The sequence below is a fragment of the Paenibacillus sp. AK002 genome, from assembly GCF_053903045.1.
Genome location: NZ_CP096377.1, coordinates 823,889 through 840,315 on the forward strand (window position 1 = coordinate 823,889; position 16,427 = coordinate 840,315).

Annotated in this window: 12 protein-coding genes and 1 riboswitch; of the genes, 10 read left to right on the forward strand and 2 right to left on the reverse strand. The window is 54.8% G+C overall.

What is annotated here, in order from left to right; genetic code table 11:
- Nucleotides 1-16: 16 nt before the first annotated feature.
- Nucleotides 17-1,306 carry an ABC transporter substrate-binding protein gene (locus M1D70_RS03560; RefSeq protein ID WP_009593050.1) on the forward strand — a complete coding sequence of 430 codons (1,290 nt, stop codon included), beginning with the start codon at nucleotides 17-19 and terminating at the stop codon, nucleotides 1,304-1,306.
- Nucleotides 1,307-1,398: 92 nt separating this feature from the next.
- On the opposite strand, the gene M1D70_RS03565 is transcribed toward M1D70_RS03560, so the two are convergent.
- A complete protein-coding gene (locus M1D70_RS03565; protein WP_009593047.1) occupies nucleotides 1,399-1,611 on the reverse strand; it encodes a PLDc N-terminal domain-containing protein in 213 nt (70 codons plus the stop codon).
- A 320-nt stretch (nucleotides 1,612-1,931) separates the two neighbouring features.
- On the opposite strand from M1D70_RS03565, the gene M1D70_RS03570 reads away from it, so the two are divergent.
- The 3 genes from M1D70_RS03570 to M1D70_RS03580 all read left to right on the forward strand — a co-directional run bounded on the left by M1D70_RS03570 (nucleotide 1,932) and on the right by M1D70_RS03580 (nucleotide 6,921).
- Nucleotides 1,932-5,033, forward strand: coding sequence for a DEAD/DEAH box helicase (locus M1D70_RS03570; protein ID WP_456289144.1), 3,102 nt, complete (start codon nucleotides 1,932-1,934; stop codon nucleotides 5,031-5,033).
- Nucleotides 5,034-5,112: 79 nt separating this feature from the next.
- The gene (locus M1D70_RS03575; RefSeq protein WP_456289145.1) at nucleotides 5,113-5,856 is read left to right on the forward strand and encodes a hypothetical protein; all 744 of its coding nucleotides are present in this window, start codon (nucleotides 5,113-5,115) and stop codon (nucleotides 5,854-5,856) included.
- Between the two features lie 186 nt (nucleotides 5,857-6,042).
- The gene (locus M1D70_RS03580) at nucleotides 6,043-6,921 is read left to right on the forward strand and encodes a M15 family metallopeptidase (protein ID WP_456289146.1); all 879 of its coding nucleotides are present in this window, start codon (nucleotides 6,043-6,045) and stop codon (nucleotides 6,919-6,921) included.
- A 171-nt stretch (nucleotides 6,922-7,092) separates the two neighbouring features.
- Here the strand turns inward: M1D70_RS03580 and M1D70_RS03585 are convergent, their stop codons facing one another.
- Nucleotides 7,093-7,461 carry a hypothetical protein gene (locus M1D70_RS03585; RefSeq protein WP_009592836.1) on the reverse strand — a complete coding sequence of 123 codons (369 nt, stop codon included), beginning with the start codon at nucleotides 7,459-7,461 and terminating at the stop codon, nucleotides 7,093-7,095.
- A 376-nt stretch (nucleotides 7,462-7,837) separates the two neighbouring features.
- Here M1D70_RS03585 and M1D70_RS03590 point away from each other — a divergent pair, with 376 nt between their 5' ends.
- The 6 genes from M1D70_RS03590 (at nucleotide 7,838) to M1D70_RS03615 (ending at nucleotide 16,397) form a co-directional block, all read left to right on the forward strand.
- Nucleotides 7,838-8,668 carry a zinc ribbon domain-containing protein gene (locus tag M1D70_RS03590; RefSeq protein ID WP_456289147.1) on the forward strand — a complete coding sequence of 277 codons (831 nt, stop codon included), beginning with the start codon at nucleotides 7,838-7,840 and terminating at the stop codon, nucleotides 8,666-8,668.
- Nucleotides 8,669-8,765: 97 nt separating this feature from the next.
- Nucleotides 8,766-9,680 (forward strand): TrmB family transcriptional regulator, encoded by a 915-nt coding sequence (locus M1D70_RS03595; protein ID WP_456289148.1) that lies wholly within the window; start codon nucleotides 8,766-8,768, stop codon nucleotides 9,678-9,680.
- A 223-nt stretch (nucleotides 9,681-9,903) separates the two neighbouring features.
- Complete coding sequence (locus M1D70_RS03600) at nucleotides 9,904-10,215, forward strand: hypothetical protein (RefSeq protein ID WP_009593441.1); 312 nt, start codon at nucleotides 9,904-9,906, stop codon at nucleotides 10,213-10,215.
- A 111-nt stretch (nucleotides 10,216-10,326) separates the two neighbouring features.
- Complete coding sequence (locus tag M1D70_RS03605) at nucleotides 10,327-11,430, forward strand: metallophosphoesterase (protein WP_456289149.1); 1,104 nt, start codon at nucleotides 10,327-10,329, stop codon at nucleotides 11,428-11,430.
- A gap of 229 nt (nucleotides 11,431-11,659) precedes the next feature.
- Nucleotides 11,660-15,415 (forward strand): stalk domain-containing protein, encoded by a 3,756-nt coding sequence (locus M1D70_RS03610; protein WP_456289150.1) that lies wholly within the window; start codon nucleotides 11,660-11,662, stop codon nucleotides 15,413-15,415.
- Nucleotides 15,416-15,579: 164 nt separating this feature from the next.
- Nucleotides 15,580-15,680: riboswitch (purine riboswitch) on the forward strand.
- A gap of 147 nt (nucleotides 15,681-15,827) precedes the next feature.
- Complete coding sequence (locus tag M1D70_RS03615; RefSeq protein WP_009593434.1) at nucleotides 15,828-16,397, forward strand: xanthine phosphoribosyltransferase; 570 nt, start codon at nucleotides 15,828-15,830, stop codon at nucleotides 16,395-16,397.
- Nucleotides 16,398-16,427: the final 30 nt, after the last annotated feature.

Genomic DNA, 16,427 nt, shown 5'->3' on the forward strand with positions numbered 1-16,427 from the left:
AAAGGGAGGTTTTACAATGAAGAAATACGGTAAGCTGCTCCTGGTCATGGTATTGGCTTTCTCCACGCTGCTTGCAGCCTGCGGCGGCAACAATGAGGACGGCCAAGGCGCTGAAGGCGGTGCCGAGGGCGGAACGAAAACGATTAAGATTTTTCAATTTAAAGTCGAAATCGCCGAGGCTTTGAACAAACTGAAGGCCGAGTATGAAAAAGAGCATCCGGGCATCAAACTGGATATTCAAACGGTTGGCGGCGGCTCCGATTATGGTGCGGCGCTGAAGGCGAAGTTCGCTTCCGGCGATGAGCCCGACATTTTCAACGTCGGCGGGTACCGCGATCTGGAGACATGGTTTGAGAATGTCGAGGATCTCTCGGACCAGCCATGGGTGAAGGACGTTGTTGACGTTGCCAAAGAACCGATGACAAAAGACGGTAAACTGTATGGACAACCGATGACCATCGAGGGCTACGGATTCATTTATAACAAAGATTTGTTTGAGCAAGCGGGAATCACCGAACTTCCTAAGACGATCACGGAGCTTGAGGAAGCTGCCAAAAAGCTGCAAGCGGCTGGGATTACGCCTTTCGTGAACGGATATCAGGAAACCTGGATTTTGGCCAACCACTTGCTGAACATTCCGTTCGCCCATCAGGAAGACCCCGATGCATTCGTCAAAGGAATGAATGAAGGCACGGAGAAGCTGGTAGGCAACGCGAAGTTCGATGAATGGATGCGACTGTTCGACCTCACCGTCCAATACGGCCAGAAGAACCCGCTGACGACCGATTACAACACGGAAATCACGACCTTTGCCAGCGGTGAAGCAGCCATGACCCAGAACGGGAACTGGACGCAAGTGCAAATCGACGGCATCAATCCGGATCTGAACATTGGCCTTCTGCCAATGCCGATCAATGACAACGCCGAAGAGAACGACAAGCTTCCGATCGGTGTGCCAAACAACTGGGTCGTGAACAACAAATCCAAGGTGAAGGATGAAGCCAAGGAATTCCTGAACTGGCTCGTTACTTCGGAGACCGGTAAACGTTATATTACAGAAGAGTTCAAGTTCATCCCGGCGCTGACCAGCATCGAGGCGAATAGCGAGACGCTTGGCGATTTGGGTAACGATGTCGTGAAATACAGTAAAGAAAACAAAGCGCTCAGCTGGGAGTTCAACAAATTCCCTGATGGCGGCATGAATGAATTCGGCAGCCAGATGCAGGGTTATGTTGCTGGCAATGTGGACAAGAACCAATTGTTCGAAGGCATTCAGAAATCATGGGAGAGCTTGAAGGCGAAGTAATCGCGAGGTCGGCACGAGTGCCATCCGAATGATTATGGACGTCAAAAAAAGACGGTGCAGGACGAACCTGCACCGTCTTTTTGTTGTGGAGGCTAATAATTATTGCGGATCAGCAGGTAAATAATAAGACCCACGACAGGGAAGAACAATAAACCCAGCACAACAAGAATCGCGAACTCGGGACTGCGCCCTTTCCGCCGGGCATCGTTATAACCCCATACGCAGACGGCAATGTGAAGAAGAAAGAAGAACAATACCAGCAATAAAGTCGCAATCCCGAAAATACCAAAGCCAACAAAACTCATAAATGCAAGACCTCCCGAACTCTTAATGTATGATCTACATACGCCGGATCAGCGGAAGGGTCGCATAAAAAATGCAGGCTTCGAAAATTTGGGCGGCAAGAATGAACGGGAGACTGCATAAGAACAAGGATTTTTCATTACTCTATATATAGAAGAATTCGATATGCAATACATAGATCATAACGAAATAGTAAATACATGGTATGATAAAGGTTGACGTTATTTTGGCGCTGGCCGTAATCCGTATCGTTTTGAAATTAGGTTGCTATCGTATAAGATAGTAATAATATCTATAAAGCAGGAAAAGACGGGAGACAACGATGAATCAACCGCTCTATGGCGTATGGTTAGGTGACGTATTCTTTTGTTTTTCCGGTGAGGTTTCGGAGCCCCGAGTGGATGCATGGAGCAGAGTGGTCCGAACCTTTCGCAAACCGGATGGAACCCGTCCCTTCGCTAACGCTTCCCTCCGGCTTGCCGAGCTCAGATATCCGGCCAAAGTCCTCGGATCGAAAAGCGCGCGGCGCCCGGAACGGAAGACGCTTGGCGGACGGACGATGGAAGGGCTTGCGCTGACACCGGGAGACGCATTCTCCATGCTGGTTTCGCTGGATCCCGAGCATACCCAAGCTCAGGGTTTGGCCGTCGGCGAAGAAATGGAATATTGGGTGCAAGCGAGCAGATTCGCATTGGAGCTGTTATTGCAGGGGAAGATTGCACCAGGGACGGCGGAGGATCCTTCCGCCGGAAGGCGCAAAACGTCGATGCACACGATAAAAGCGGTATGGAAACCGCAGTTGAATACCGAGGATACGGCCCGTTTTCTGCAGCTGGCGGCGAATATTCCTCCTATTGCCATCGGGACGCCTGCAGCGCTTGCCGGAACCGATCCTTCCACGCGGGAGGAAGCGGGGGCGATTGTGCTGTATTCTTTCCTGTGCGGCGTGATCGACAGTCAAGCCAGGGCTGCCGTCCGCGAATCGGAGGACAAGCTGAGGGCCTATCTGGCGAACTACCGGCGGGGACAATCCCCGCTTACCGAGCTGTGGTGGAACAGTCTGTTGACGGTCAGTCGGGATATTCCCATTCAAGGAACGGTGGAGGAAGTGGGCGAGCTGGAGGAAGCCGTAGAACGGGTCGGGGGGACCGTGTTCCCTTACGCCGGCGGGGAGGATCAGCCTCCTGAGAACGGAACCCTTGCCCTTGGGCTGCGGCTCGAACCGCCGCTGGAAGAGAGCCGGAAGGACTGGAAGGTAACCTTCTGGGCGCGAAGCCAGGAGGATGAAGGCTTATTGATGCCGGTCCGCAGCGTATGGGGAAGTCCGGAATCCGATCAGCTGCTGCGCGGACGGATGTATGCTGGGGCCCAGCTGCAGCTGCTCATGAGGCTGGGAGAAGCCGCAGCGCTGGCTCCCGAGCTGGCGGCAGGCTTGTATGGGCGCGCTCCGGAGAGCGTTACCCTTCTGCTTGAGCGGTTGTCGACGTTCATGAAGGAATCGGTTCCGAGATTAACGGCGAGCGGCGTTACGGTTCAAATGCCGTCCCGCTGGAGCAGGGAAGGACGCCGCCGCGTCGGCTTATCCCTCAAAATGATGCCGGATGCAAGATCGTCAGGCGAAGCACAGTCGACGCCGGTGCTCGGAATGGAGCATCTGGTCAGCTTCCAAATATCCGCAGCGATGGGCGGCCATACCCTGACGCGAGAGGAATTGAAATTTTTGGCCGAGCAGAATCTGCCTTACGTCCAGTTCCGCGGGGAATGGGTCGAGGTGGATTTGAAGGAGATCAATCAGGTGCTGCGCTTCATGAAACGCCATGAGAAGGGCGAGATGGAGCTGGCCGAATGGATGCACCTGAGCGCCGAAATGGATGGAGAGCGCTTGTGGAAGGGGCTCTTCATTGAAGAAGTTGAGACAACGGGCCTGCTGTCCTCCCTGCTGGACGGGGAAACGGTGCGCAAGCTGCCGTCCCGCCCGATCCCTTCCTCGCTTCACGGAGAGTTGAGGCCGTATCAGGAGCGGGGATATCAGTGGCTAAGCGTGATGCGCGATTTGGGCTTTGGCGTTTGCCTTGCCGACGATATGGGGCTTGGAAAAACGGTGCAGGTCATCACTTGCCTGCTGGAGCGCCTCAATACCGAAGCTGCGGGAGACCCGGTGCTGATCATTTGCCCGACCTCGCTACTGGGCAACTGGCAGCGGGAGATTCAGCGATTTGCGCCGGATCTGACCTTGCATGTGCACCACGGCGTTCGCCGTCTGCGCGGAGACGATTTCCTGCAGGAGGCGGCCGATCATGATATCGTGCTGACGACGTATCACTTGGCCGGAAGAGACGGCGGGGACTTATCCGCGATCCAGTGGTCGAGCGTGGTGCTCGATGAAGCCCAGTATATTAAAAATTATCGTACGAAGCAGGCGCAGAGCGTCATGAAATTATCCGCGCCGCACCGCATTGCGATGACGGGGACGCCGGTGGAGAACCGTCTGGCGGAGCTGTGGTCGATCTTCCATTTTCTCAATCCGGGATATCTCGGATCGTTTAACAGCTTCCGTCAGCGCTATGCGCCGGGGGAAGGGCAGCAGGAGAGATTCCGGGAGCTTCACAAACTGGTTTCTCCATTCATGCTGCGCAGACTCAAGAGCGATCCGGACATCCGCAAGGATCTGCCGGAGAAGCTGGAACTGAAATCGTATTGTCCGCTGACCGAGGTTCAAGGCGCGATGTATCAAGCCGTCGTCGACGAGATGATGGGACAGATCGAGAGCCGGACGGGCATGGCCCGCAAGGGGTTTGTGCTTTCATCCCTCACCAAGCTGAAGCAGATATGCGATCATCCGCAGCTGCTTCGACGCGACGATGGACGCGCTGTGCGTCCCGAGTCCTCCGGCAAGATGGAGCGCATGCTCGAAATTCTGGACAGCATCGCGGATGTGGGAGAATCGGCGCTGATCTTTACCCAGTATGTGGGCATGGGCGAGCTGTTGGTGAGCATGCTTGGACGCAAATACGGAAAACAGCCGTATTTCCTTCATGGAGGGGTGCAAAAACGCGAACGGGATGAGATGGTACGGGCGTTCCAGGCAGGCGAGGGGACGGAGTTCTTTGTGTTGTCGTTGAAAGCCGGGGGCGTTGGCCTGAATTTGACCCGTGCGAACCATGTGCTCCATTATGACCGATGGTGGAACCCGGCGGTCGAGAACCAGGCAACGGACCGCGTATTCAGGATCGGGCAGAACCGCAACGTGCAGGTGCACAAGCTGATTTCCCAGGGAACGCTGGAGGAGAGGATCGACGAGCTGATCGAACAGAAGAAGGCGTTGTCCGAGCAGGTGGTCGGGTCGGGCGAAACCTGGCTGACGGAGATGTCGGACGGCGAGCTCCGCCAGCTGATCGAGCTTCAGGAGCAGGATTGGATGTAACCGAAAATGCCGGTCCGCGGATGGCATCATGCCTTCCAGGCGTACCGGTACGCGAATGGAATGTAAGGAGGTGCGGGCTATGGAAACTGCGGGATTAGCCGAAGGGCTCAGACTCGAGATCGAACCGGGATGGTTGAAGGGAATAGCGGATGGAGACATCGAATCGCCGGAGACTTATGAGGTCAGCGTTCAGGTGGAGAAACTGGATCCTGCCGCCCGCGAGGCGGTTCTGGCTTATCTGGAGGAAGACCCGCAGGCGTTGTACCGCCTGCTTGCAGGTCAGTGCGCCCCTTGGCTGGATGAACTGGCGCCATCCCCCCTGCGGGGCGGAGAGCTTGCCGCCGAAGCGCGCTGCACATGCGGCCGAGCGGCTTGCGCGCATGCCGCAGCCTTGCTGGCTGCCGCATCCCGGCGCCTAGCGGCAGAGCCGCTCCAGCAGCTGACGCTGCTGGGGCTGCCGCGGGAAGCGCTGCTGGCTGGCGTCTTCCACGCCTGGGCCAAAGCAGCCCCGCCGCCGGCAGGCAGCTCTGCCGCGGAGTCGGCCGCCCGCGCGAAGGAGAAGGGACCGTCCGGTCCTTCTCCGGGCGAATGGGTGGCCGAAGCGGCGGCCGAGGGCCGCTTGCACCGGCCCGGCCCGCAGCTTAGCGAGCTGGCGGTGCAGCTGTCGCCGCCGCCTCCGGCGGATCAGCTCGGCCCGGCCGGCGACTGGACAGGCTTGCTGCCGGGCGTTCGCGGCGCGTCCAAAGCGCTTGCCCTGATCGCTCGCGGGGCGGCCAAGCAAGCGGACCAGAAGCGCCGCAGCTTGGAGCCGCCTTCGCCATAGCTTGGGCATCCATTGCAGAATGGTATGGAATTCGATAAGAGCGGCGCCGTAAATCGAGGCAAGCTGCCGAATACCTGACGTAAACGGTGTAAATCCGTCATGATTCGTCAGCGGCTCGTTTGTCCTGCTTATTCCGAATAAGGTACAATGGGGGCAGGACAAACTGTGGGAAAGGAAGTAGCAGAGATGAATGCATTTTCGGGAAGAGGAATCCGGTTTACAAGCGTAATGCTGTCATCCCTGCTGTTAGCAGGAGCCATTCTGGCGGGATGCCAATCCGACGATGCCGGCTCCGGCAAGGAACAGGGGCAGGAATTGCAGTCGCCGGCCGAGGGTCAGGAAGGCAGCACGCTTCCTGAAGGCGGATCGGAGAATGGGGAGACGGGGGCTGAGAATCAGCCGGCGGATCCGGTCATGGCAAAGCGCAGCGAGAATGCACTCCAGGCCACCATCCAGGAGAGCGGCGGCAAGCAGGTCGTGACCAATGCGGAGGCCATGACGGTAGTCGTGAACAAGCAGCGCAGCTTGCCGGATGGCTATGAGCCGAGTGATCTTGTGGAGCCGGACGTTCCGTTTTCTTTTGACGAGCCGCACGAGAAACGGCACCTGAGACAAGAAGCGGCGGATGCGCTCGAGGAATTGTTCGATGCGGCCAAAGCGGACGGCATCGAGCTTCGGGCCGTATCGGGATACCGTTCTTATGCCCGTCAAAAAACCATATATGAGAACAATGTTCGTACCAAGGGGGAAGCCGAGGCTAACCGCGTAAGCGCTGTGCCGGGTACGAGCGAGCATCAAACCGGCCTGACCATCGACGTATCCAGCCCAAGCGCGGGCAATGCGCTGGAGGAAACGTTCGGCCATACGGAGGAAGGACAGTGGCTGGCGAGCCGCGCGCCGGAATTCGGCTTTATCATTCGTTATCCGGAAGGGGCCGAGGATATTACCGGCTATGTATACGAGCCTTGGCATATCCGTTACGTAGGAAAGGATTTGGCACCGGATATCGCCGACAGCGGCCTGACGCTGGAGGAGTATTTCGACGAAGCGAACATTAAACTGTAAGCTGTGCTAATAGTCGTAGGATAAACGGGACTTTTTATCCTTGTACCGCGGCTTGCGAATCTATAAAGTAGAACAGGACCTGCGCAAGGCCGGGCGATGTTCTAGTTAAACAAAGGAATCCCGGAGCGGCTCGCTCCGGGATTCCTTTGTTTTTGGACTGAAGCATTCGGATTACTTATTCAGCGGCGAGTCTTCATAACCGGGATCATCGTAGCCGGTATCGTTCAGCTTGCCGATGATGTTCATATCCTCGATGGTTTTGCGGGTGCGTTCATCCCCATGTTCGTGGAGAAAGATATAAAGATTAATCGTCCGTTCATCGTATTCCTCGGCGGCATCGTCATGATCTGCCGATTTATATGGGACGAACGTCCGTTTAAATGCATACCGGTCGCTGCTGCTGACCTCATGGAGCAGCCCTCTCAGCTTCGAGACCTCTTCATCATCCATATATACGACATATTCGTTCGTATCGTTCGGTACATCCTGGATCAGGTTGTGATTGACTGAAACATAATACGTCTTTTTATCGTTTGTCATGATAAATCCCTCCAGACTTCGGCAGCGCAAGGCTGCTCGGAATAGGACACGGGGTTTAAGCCGGCCGCCGCCCCTTACTATGCATTTTTCTAATCATATACACGTTCGGGGCCCGGATGAATCAGAAGCGAAGTTGGAAGGGGCTTCCTTTTTCACATGGGGCAAGGAATTTGGTATGATAGAATCACCATGACGGCAGTATACTGGACGATGAGGATCATTTCATGATACATGAGCAAATCTGCGAACTGCAAAGAAACATGGGGCAGCCGGTTTATGGCTGGCTACAAATCGTTTATAACCTTGATGAAGAGATATGACAATGTGCCGGCTGACCGCCGGTGAATCGGGATATGAGAAAGAGGAGGATTCATAAATGAAGATTTTACAGAAGCTCAAGGATGGAGCTAACCGTGCAACGGAAAAGGCGCAGCACGTGGTCGAAGTGAATAAGCTCAACAGCCAAATTTCCGAAATCGAACAGCAGAAGAACTCGTATTACCTGCAGATGGGTAAAGTATTCTATGAGGGCTACCGTCAGCAGGATATGACGATTGCGGAAAAGGAGATGGTCGAGCTCGCGCAAACCTGCGATGGATTGCAAGAGCAAATCGAAGCGATACGGAACCGCATCGCGGTGCTCAAGAATGAACGGGTCTGCGAATGCGGACGCGTGGTCGCGCTGGACGCGAATTTCTGCCCGTATTGCGGAAACAAGCTTGCCAATTTGATGGACCCTGAGGAGTCGGCGCCGGATGAGCCGCGGGAGCCCGAGCGCAAGAGCATGTTCGATAAACGCGAATATGCGGCGGCTGAAGAAATCCAGGAGGAACAGGACGATGTCCAGACCTATGATTATCGTCCGAATCCGGATCCGTACGAGCCCGACCTGTATGATCCTGAACCGGAACGCCAGCGCGAGGAGATCATCGAGCGGTCGTCTGAACCGGAGGTTGATCCGGAACGGCTGCGCCTCGAGCAGGAGGAGCAGGAGAGGGAACGCCGTCACTGGGAAGAGCTCGAGCGCGAGCGGGAGAGACAGCTGGAGCTGGACCGCCGCATTCGTTTCTGGCAGGAAAATAATCAAAGCCAGGACTACGTCGGAGACGATGAAGCGACCCGCGACATGGTGAAGTGCCAAATTTGCAGCGTCGACCTGCCGAAAGGCTCGAAATGGTGTCCGCGCTGCGGAGCTGAACAGATTTAAGAGATAGGGATTCGGACGATCATGCCCTTGCGCGATGAATAAAGGACAGTGTGAATGATAGAGCAAGCGTTCGAGCATCTATGGGAGGACTAATATTATGGAACAATTGCTGCATCATTTGCGCAATTTGGGATTTACTGAAATTGAGTCGAAGATTATGGTGGACCTTGCCGAGCATGGGCCTGCAGGCGGGTATGAGGTAGCTAAACGTTTGGGCGCTTCGCGTTCCAACGTCTATGCGGCCATGCAGCGTCTGGAACGGCAGGGAGCGCTTGAGCGAATGGACGGGGAACCTGTCCGTTACCGTTCGCTGAAGCCGGAGGAATTGACGCGGATGATATCCGGGCGCGTGGAGGCATCCCTCGCTTTTGTTGAGAAGAGCCTGCCGCGGAGCAGCGGCACGGCCGCTCCCTTCCTTAGCATGGAGGGCGATCAGGCGGTGCTTGATGTGCTTGTACGGGAACTGAAGCGGGCGAAACGGGAGATCGTCGTTGACGTCTGGCGCGAGGAAGCGTCGCTGCTCCGTGAGCCGCTGGCTGAAGCGGAGGCCAGAGGGGTAAAGGTGCTGTGGGCTTGCGACGGTCCGGATCAGGGACTCTCAAGAACTTTGGCGTGGCCCGGGTGGAGCGACCTTGCGGAGCGCAGGGCCGGCGGCCGGAAGTTCTCGTTTGTCGTCGATCGGCAATGGTGCATCTTAGGGATGCGCGGCGGGGACTATGATACGGGAGCGGTCATCACGGAGCATCCGGTCATGGCAGAGCTGCTCTTGCATCATTTTACCCAAGAGATGGTATTGTTCCAGTTGGAACAGGACATGGGCGAGCAGCTGGAAGCGCGTTACGGAGAACACTTTGGCCTGATTCAAAGCGAGTATCTTAATGCGGAGCCGGAGGCTGAAGCGCAGGAAGACCAGAAAGACCAGGCTGCGTCATCGATAACCCGCCCGCTGGCGGGGCATGAAGGCGATCCCGAAGAAGAGGTGAACGGGGACTCCAATCGCAATACGGCCTAGGGGCAGGTTTTAGATCAATACCTTTCTGGAAGTGACTTTTGTCACAGTTAAGCATCATGTTTCATCGTAGAATGGAATAGACATAATGATTAGGAACGCCGGGATTCATCTTGGCGTTTATTTGCTTAAGACCGGCAACCGGCGTGAATGAAGGCCGAGATGGCAGGAGAACATGAATGAGACGGATGTGAACCGATAACATAACAACCAAGAAGGGAGATGGATGAGCATGGAATGCATCGTTCATTTTACAGTCGGACATAAAGAAGGCCCCAAGAAGCTGCGGGGATTGATTTTTGTTGATAAGGGAGAGACTCCTACAGGTGAGCAGCTGCTCGATATGTTTCATGAAATGGAGTACCGGGTGGTGCCTGACCCGCATGATGAACTTCTCTTTAAACCGGAGAACGGCGCGGAAAGCTATACGTATATACGCGTGAATGAATTGGATATGGGGCAGGAGCGATATACGGAAGACCGTAATTTGAAGGCGCTGCTGAACGAGCTGCTGCCGAAACAACGCACGGGTTTGTAACGGCTTCTTGATGTCATTAAGAACCATGCGAAGATCATAAGCCCTCCGCCTTCCGCCAACGTCCGCTGGGATTTGTAAAATCCGCTTGCTATAATGGATGTACGGAAGGGGATGGCGATGTTTATTATTGCAGGAATCGTGGCGCTGTTGATTTACGGCTTGCTGGTTTATTATATTGGCCGAAGCGTATGGAGCTGGTTGAGGCCGGGGCCGTCCATGGCGCTCAAATGGGTATACATAGTCGTGCTGACCGTGGTATCGACATCGTTTATATCAGGACGGTTTTTCGGTAATCAAACCGTTCTCAATATCATAGGATCGTATTGGATGGCTGTTTTTTATGTGCTGATTATCCTTCTCCCGTTGATGCACATCGTGTTATGGCTGCTGAGGATGACGGCATTGCGAAGAGATGGGCTGGAGAAGGCGGCGGTATCCGTCGTGCTGGTGCTGATGGTGATCGCGATCGGTTTCGGCTCTTTTAACGCTTATAGTCCAACCGTACGTGCTTACGATATTCAGGTGGACAAGGATGCGGGAACCATGGAGAAGCTGAATATCGTCATGGCGTCCGATATGCATTTCGGCGTCTTGTCAGGCAAGGCACACGCTGAGCGCATGGTGAAGGAGATCAATGGCTTGAAGCCGGATCTGGTTCTGTTTCCGGGCGATATTATTGATGATGATCTGGATGCGTATTTAAGCCAGGGGATAGATCGGGTTTTGACCGGTATCCAGGCAACCTATGGCGTATATGCTTCGCTTGGCAATCATGACCGATTCGAAGGGGAGATCACGGAGCTGATATCGGCTCTTGAGGACAGCGGCATGACCGTGCTGTATGACGAGAAACTGACGGTGGAGGGTTTGACGCTGGTAGGCAGGCGGGATAAGCAGGATCAGGACCGCGCAGGTTTGTCCATGATCATGGAAGGGGCGGATTTATCCAAGCCGGTTTTTCTGCTCGATCATCAGCCGAATGCGCTGGACGAAGCACAGCAGCAGGGCGTTGATCTGATCGTGTCGGGGCATACGCACCGCGGTCAGGTATTCCCGGCGCATTTGATTACGAGGGCCCTGTTCGAGAACGATTGGGGATATCTGCAAAAAGGCCGGATGCATTCCATCGTGTCCTCGGGCTACGGCTTCTGGGGACCGCCGATTCGGCTGGGCTCCCGTTCCGAGATCGTGCAGATCCACGTTACGTTTCAATAGATGAAATTTTCGGAGAAAGCTGCCGTTGAGGTGGCTTTTTTTTTGATGTCAGATATATTGGGAAAATTATGTATCCAGATAGGACCGGATTATTGTATGATTTTTGCTAGAAATATCACTTAGGTATAGGGGGGTTAAGGGTTTGGGTTTGATTAGGTTTAGAAAGATGGGCATGATGGCACTAGCCGCTGTCCTTGCGGGGAGTGTATTTGGGGGAGCAAGCGACGCCATGGCAGCATCAACTGCGCCTCTGCCAAGCAAAGAGAGGCTCGTTGCCGGCAACGGATTACCTTTAGGTCAATCGACTACGATTGCAGGTGGGCCGGGGCATGCAGCCGGGCTATCCTCGTCACTGGCTTCCGAAGGATTACGACAACCGGGCAGTGTGGCTTGGCTGCCTGACGGCTCCGTTATCGTATCCGATACGGAGAACCATGTGATTCGCAAAATAAAGGACGGGAAGAGCAGCATTCTCGCAGGCGCCTCCTTGTCCTACAAGCGGGACGGCGGGGGACTTCCGATCGGCGGGCTCCTGGATGGCCAGGGCGAGCTTGCGTTTTTGAATCGGCCGTCCGGGATTGCCGTTGACGGAAAAGGTCAAGTGTACATAGCCGATTCAGGCAACCATGCCATTCGTAAAATCGATCAAGCGGGCAGAGTAAACACCATAGCGGGCAACGGACGGATTGGGCTGAAGGACGGGAAGGCTCAAGATGCCTTGTTCCACGAGCCGCAGGACGTTGCGGTTACCGAGGACGGCATTCTGTATGTGGCGGATACGCTGAACCACGTCATTAGGCGGATCTCTCCGGATGGGGAAGTAACGACGATTGGCAGCCCGTCGACGCGTGCTGTCCAGGTTCGCGCCGGAGTCATCGCATTGGCAGGGGACTACAAGAACGGATCGCTTGCTGAAGCGCAATTTAACGAGCCGGCAGGTCTTGCGCTTGACGGTAAAGGCAATTTGTATGTCAGCGATTCGGGCAATCACGCGATCCGCTATATCGATTTCGGGAAAGGGACCGTTTCGACGGCCGCCGGCAGCGTTCCGTCATCCGATGGCTACGCCAAGGACGCGTTATACGCTGATCCTGGCTATCTGGACGGAGCTGCGGATGCAGCCCGCTTCAACTCGCCTCGGGGATTGGCATGGAGCGTGGAGGATGGACTTCTCATTGCAGATTCCCATAATCATGCCGTGCGTCAACTGAAAGACGAACGCGTGACCACCATGGTCGGCGGAACGAGAGGTTACGCGGACGGAATTGAAAGCGAGGTCCGATTCAACGCGCCGGCGGATATTGGGGTCGCTTCGGATAGTGGGGAGCTGTTCATCGCGGACCAACGCAATGGGGCCGTCCGGGCATGGTCCAGCTATAAGACGCCTGATGCTTGGCAACCAGGCCAAGGGATCACCGCAGCTTACGGAGATCAGGTGGCCCAACTGGGCGACTTGGCCGTTATGAAACAGGGCCAGACCGTGGTGCCTGTCAGAACGTTAGGCACGCTGCTCGGAACCCGTTTGAGTTATGATGCCAAGAATAAGGAAATGACATTAACCCTTGGCGAGGATGTCATCACGCTGCAAGCCGGAGATCCCTATATGACCCGGGATCAGGCGGGCAAAGAAGTTTCCCGAGCGGCGAAGGAAGTTGAGCCGTATATCGCCAACGGCCAGATGATGGCTCCGCTGCGAGCGGTGGCCGAACTGATGGGCAAGGATGTCCAATGGAACGCCAGCACAAAGCTGGTTATCATCCGGGATTTGGCTGAACGGGAAACGAAGCCGGGGAATGTTAGCTTCAGCACTTCGAACTTTACGCCGAGACGCATGCAGGTCGTGGAAATCACCGGTTCGGCCAAGCTCCGTTACGGCGGGTATGCGCAGGTGGACGCCTACAAGGGGATGATGCTGGGCGAAGACGATGAAATTGTTACCGGCTCCGGCACGGGAGGCGCCAAGCTTCGGATCCTGGATACGGAAGATGTCATTACGTTAGGCAACGACACGACGTTGGTGGTCGAGCAGCTTCGCAAGATTGGCATCTCCAACGTAACTCGGCTGAATCTGGAGGCTGGGCAGGCTTATTATGATGTTACCGACCTTGCCCGGTCGACGGATCGTTTCGACGTGCGGACCGGTTATGCGGACAATAGCGTACAAGGCACGCATTTTATAATCACCGTCAACCCCTTAACAGGGATGACAAACGTAGTGACCGCTAGCGGGAAAGTAAGCTCTTCGCTGGTGCCGACAGGCACAGAAGGTTCCTTGCTGCCATCCGGCCCGGTCATGATTAGTCCCACGCAACAAATATCGCTAGGCGGTTCACAGGAGGGACGCCCTCCTGTACAATTCATCGATATTGAGGATTTGATGGGGAACGCTTCGCCGGGAATCATTGCTCAGATAATTAAGAATAAGAACGACATCGACCGGGAGAACGAGGAGTTTCTCGAGAAGAAGCGGCAAGAACTACAGTCCGGACAAAGCGGAACCGGCGCTCAAGACTTGATTATGAAATCGCCGGACGATTTGGCAAAAGTCGCGGATAATTTGAATAACCTCATCGGAAATATCGCGAAAGAGGCGCTTGATAAGAAAAAAGCCAGCCAAGAAGAAGTAGATAAACTGATGAAAGAAGCAAGCCCGGATTCGGGGAAGATATTTGATCCGGGCCAAGTGAAAGATTTGGATAAACAAGCCGGCCTCGACCCTGCTCTGGAGCAGGCGCGCTTGGAAGCTTTGAAGCGCAAGCAGGAAGAGATACAGAAGAAGCAAGATCAACAGCAGAATCAGCTGGATCAGCTGCAGGAGAAACTCGGCGACATGCTGGCTAAGATCGAGCAGCAGAAGAAGCAGCAGGATGAAGCGAACCGAAAAGCACAGGAGGAAATGAAGAAGAAGGCTGAAGAGCGGCTTCTTCAATCCTTAAGCGCAGAGGAGCAGGCACGCTTTCTCCAGGGCAGGAAAGAAGCGGAGCAGGAGAAAGGCGCTCGGCAGCCGACGCCGGTTAGCCCGGGCGGCGGCTCGGGATCAGGAGGCAGCGTGTCGCCGCCTGTAACCGGTCCGCCTGTGACCGAGCCCCCAGTGACTGAGCCTCCGGTAACGGAACCTCCTACGACGGAGCCGCCGGGGACCGATCCTTTCGTGAAGGTTATATATAGCGATGATATGAGCAGTGAACTGTCGGCCCGCCCAGACAATTATTTTGGATCCATTCATTTCGAGACGAAAGGCTTAGCCGATGACATGGAAGTTCAAGTCAGGGTGACGCTGACAAGGGATGGAATCCCGGTCGTGGGTCTGCCTGTCCGTCATGGCGAGCAGACGGTGGAATCCAACGCAGAGGGAAGCTTTACGCTGCAGTCTGTTGATGGTACCGGCTTTAAGTTAAGCGAGGTCGCTTCGCCGGATATTCCGCTGGAGTTCTATGCCGATCTGCTGGAGCCGGGCAGCTATACGGAGAAGATTGAGCTGCTTGAGATCAAGGAAGGCCAATGGACTGTGCTTGGAGAAGGCGTCCGTTCCATCCAGGTCAGTCCCTTCTCGCAGTTCGAATTCATTGGCGAAGGGCCGTTTCCGGCAGCCCTTGATATGTATTGGGGGTTTTATTCCAAAGCGTACGGACTGAGCGAGGATACCCGGGTTGGCTATGAATTGACGATTCTCGATGACCATGGTCAGCCGGTAAGTCTGGGCGTACTCGGATTCCGAATGAAGCCGCATGGGCCGGGAACGGTTCCGACGGAGGGGTATGAGATCGCAACTCCAGATCGTGAAGGGGTATACCGGGTGAATGCAGGTTTAACGGCTGGGGATATGGATCTGGGAGGGAATGGGAGCGATATCCTGTTCCGCTGGCAGCAAGCTCATGTCGGGACTTATACGCTCCGTATCCAGCTGGTTGATATAAACAGCGATATATCGGTGCCCATCGGTGATCCCCTGGAATGGATAATCGAAGTGATACCTACAAGTTGATTCAAGGGAAGGCTGTCCCATTAATCGTATGGGGCAGCCTTTTTTTCTTTTAATTGACCAGCAGTTTATTATTTCCGTAAATTTTCACTTTATTTTTTCATAGGGAATGCGTTATACTTCATTCATTCGGAACTATAACATTATTACGTAAGCATTCTAAGGAATTCGGATATCATACATTTTCTCGTATAGGTGCAGGAATCGGCCTGCATGTCTCTACCCGATCACCGGAAATGATTGGACTACGGGTTATAGCAGCAGCGGACAAGCCAGGTCAAATTCCGTTTGACCGGAAGGCTAACGGTGCGTTTTTGCTGCTTATGCCCACTTGTTTCTTTCCCGGCGATTCGGTGAAGGGAGGAAGTGGGCTTTTTTGCTTGGAATGCGGACAACAAATTTAAGGGGGAGCATCATGCAATTACTGCAGAACAAAGTGAAAGAGGAAGGCATTGTATTAAGCGGACAGGTACTGAAGGTGGATTCGTTCCTGAATCACCAGATGGATCCGGTATTGATGAAAGAGGTGGGAAAGGAATTTACGCGATTGTTCAAGGAAGCGAACGTGACTCGCGTATTGACCATCGAATCCTCCGGCATCGCGCCGGGCATCATGACCGCGCTTGAGATGGAAGTGCCTCTCATCTTTGCACGGAAGCAGAAATCGCTGACGCTCCGTGAGGATATTTTCGTGGAGAAGGTGTACTCCTTCACGAAGCAGGAGACCAACGAAATTACGGTCGCTAAGAAATTCATCAAGCCGGGCGACAAAGTGCTGATCGTGGACGACTTCCTTGCCAACGGCGAGGCGGCATTCGGGCTTGCCCGAATCGTCGAGCAGGCGGGTGCCGAAGTGGTAGGCATCGGGATCGTCATTGAAAAGGCGTTTCAACCGGGAGGACGCCTGCTGGCCGAAGCGGGCTACCGGGTCGAATCGCTCGTACGGATTGCATCACTTGAAGACGGCGTTGTGACATTCGCATAGAACGAAAGCTAACAATTTATTGGGGGGAAT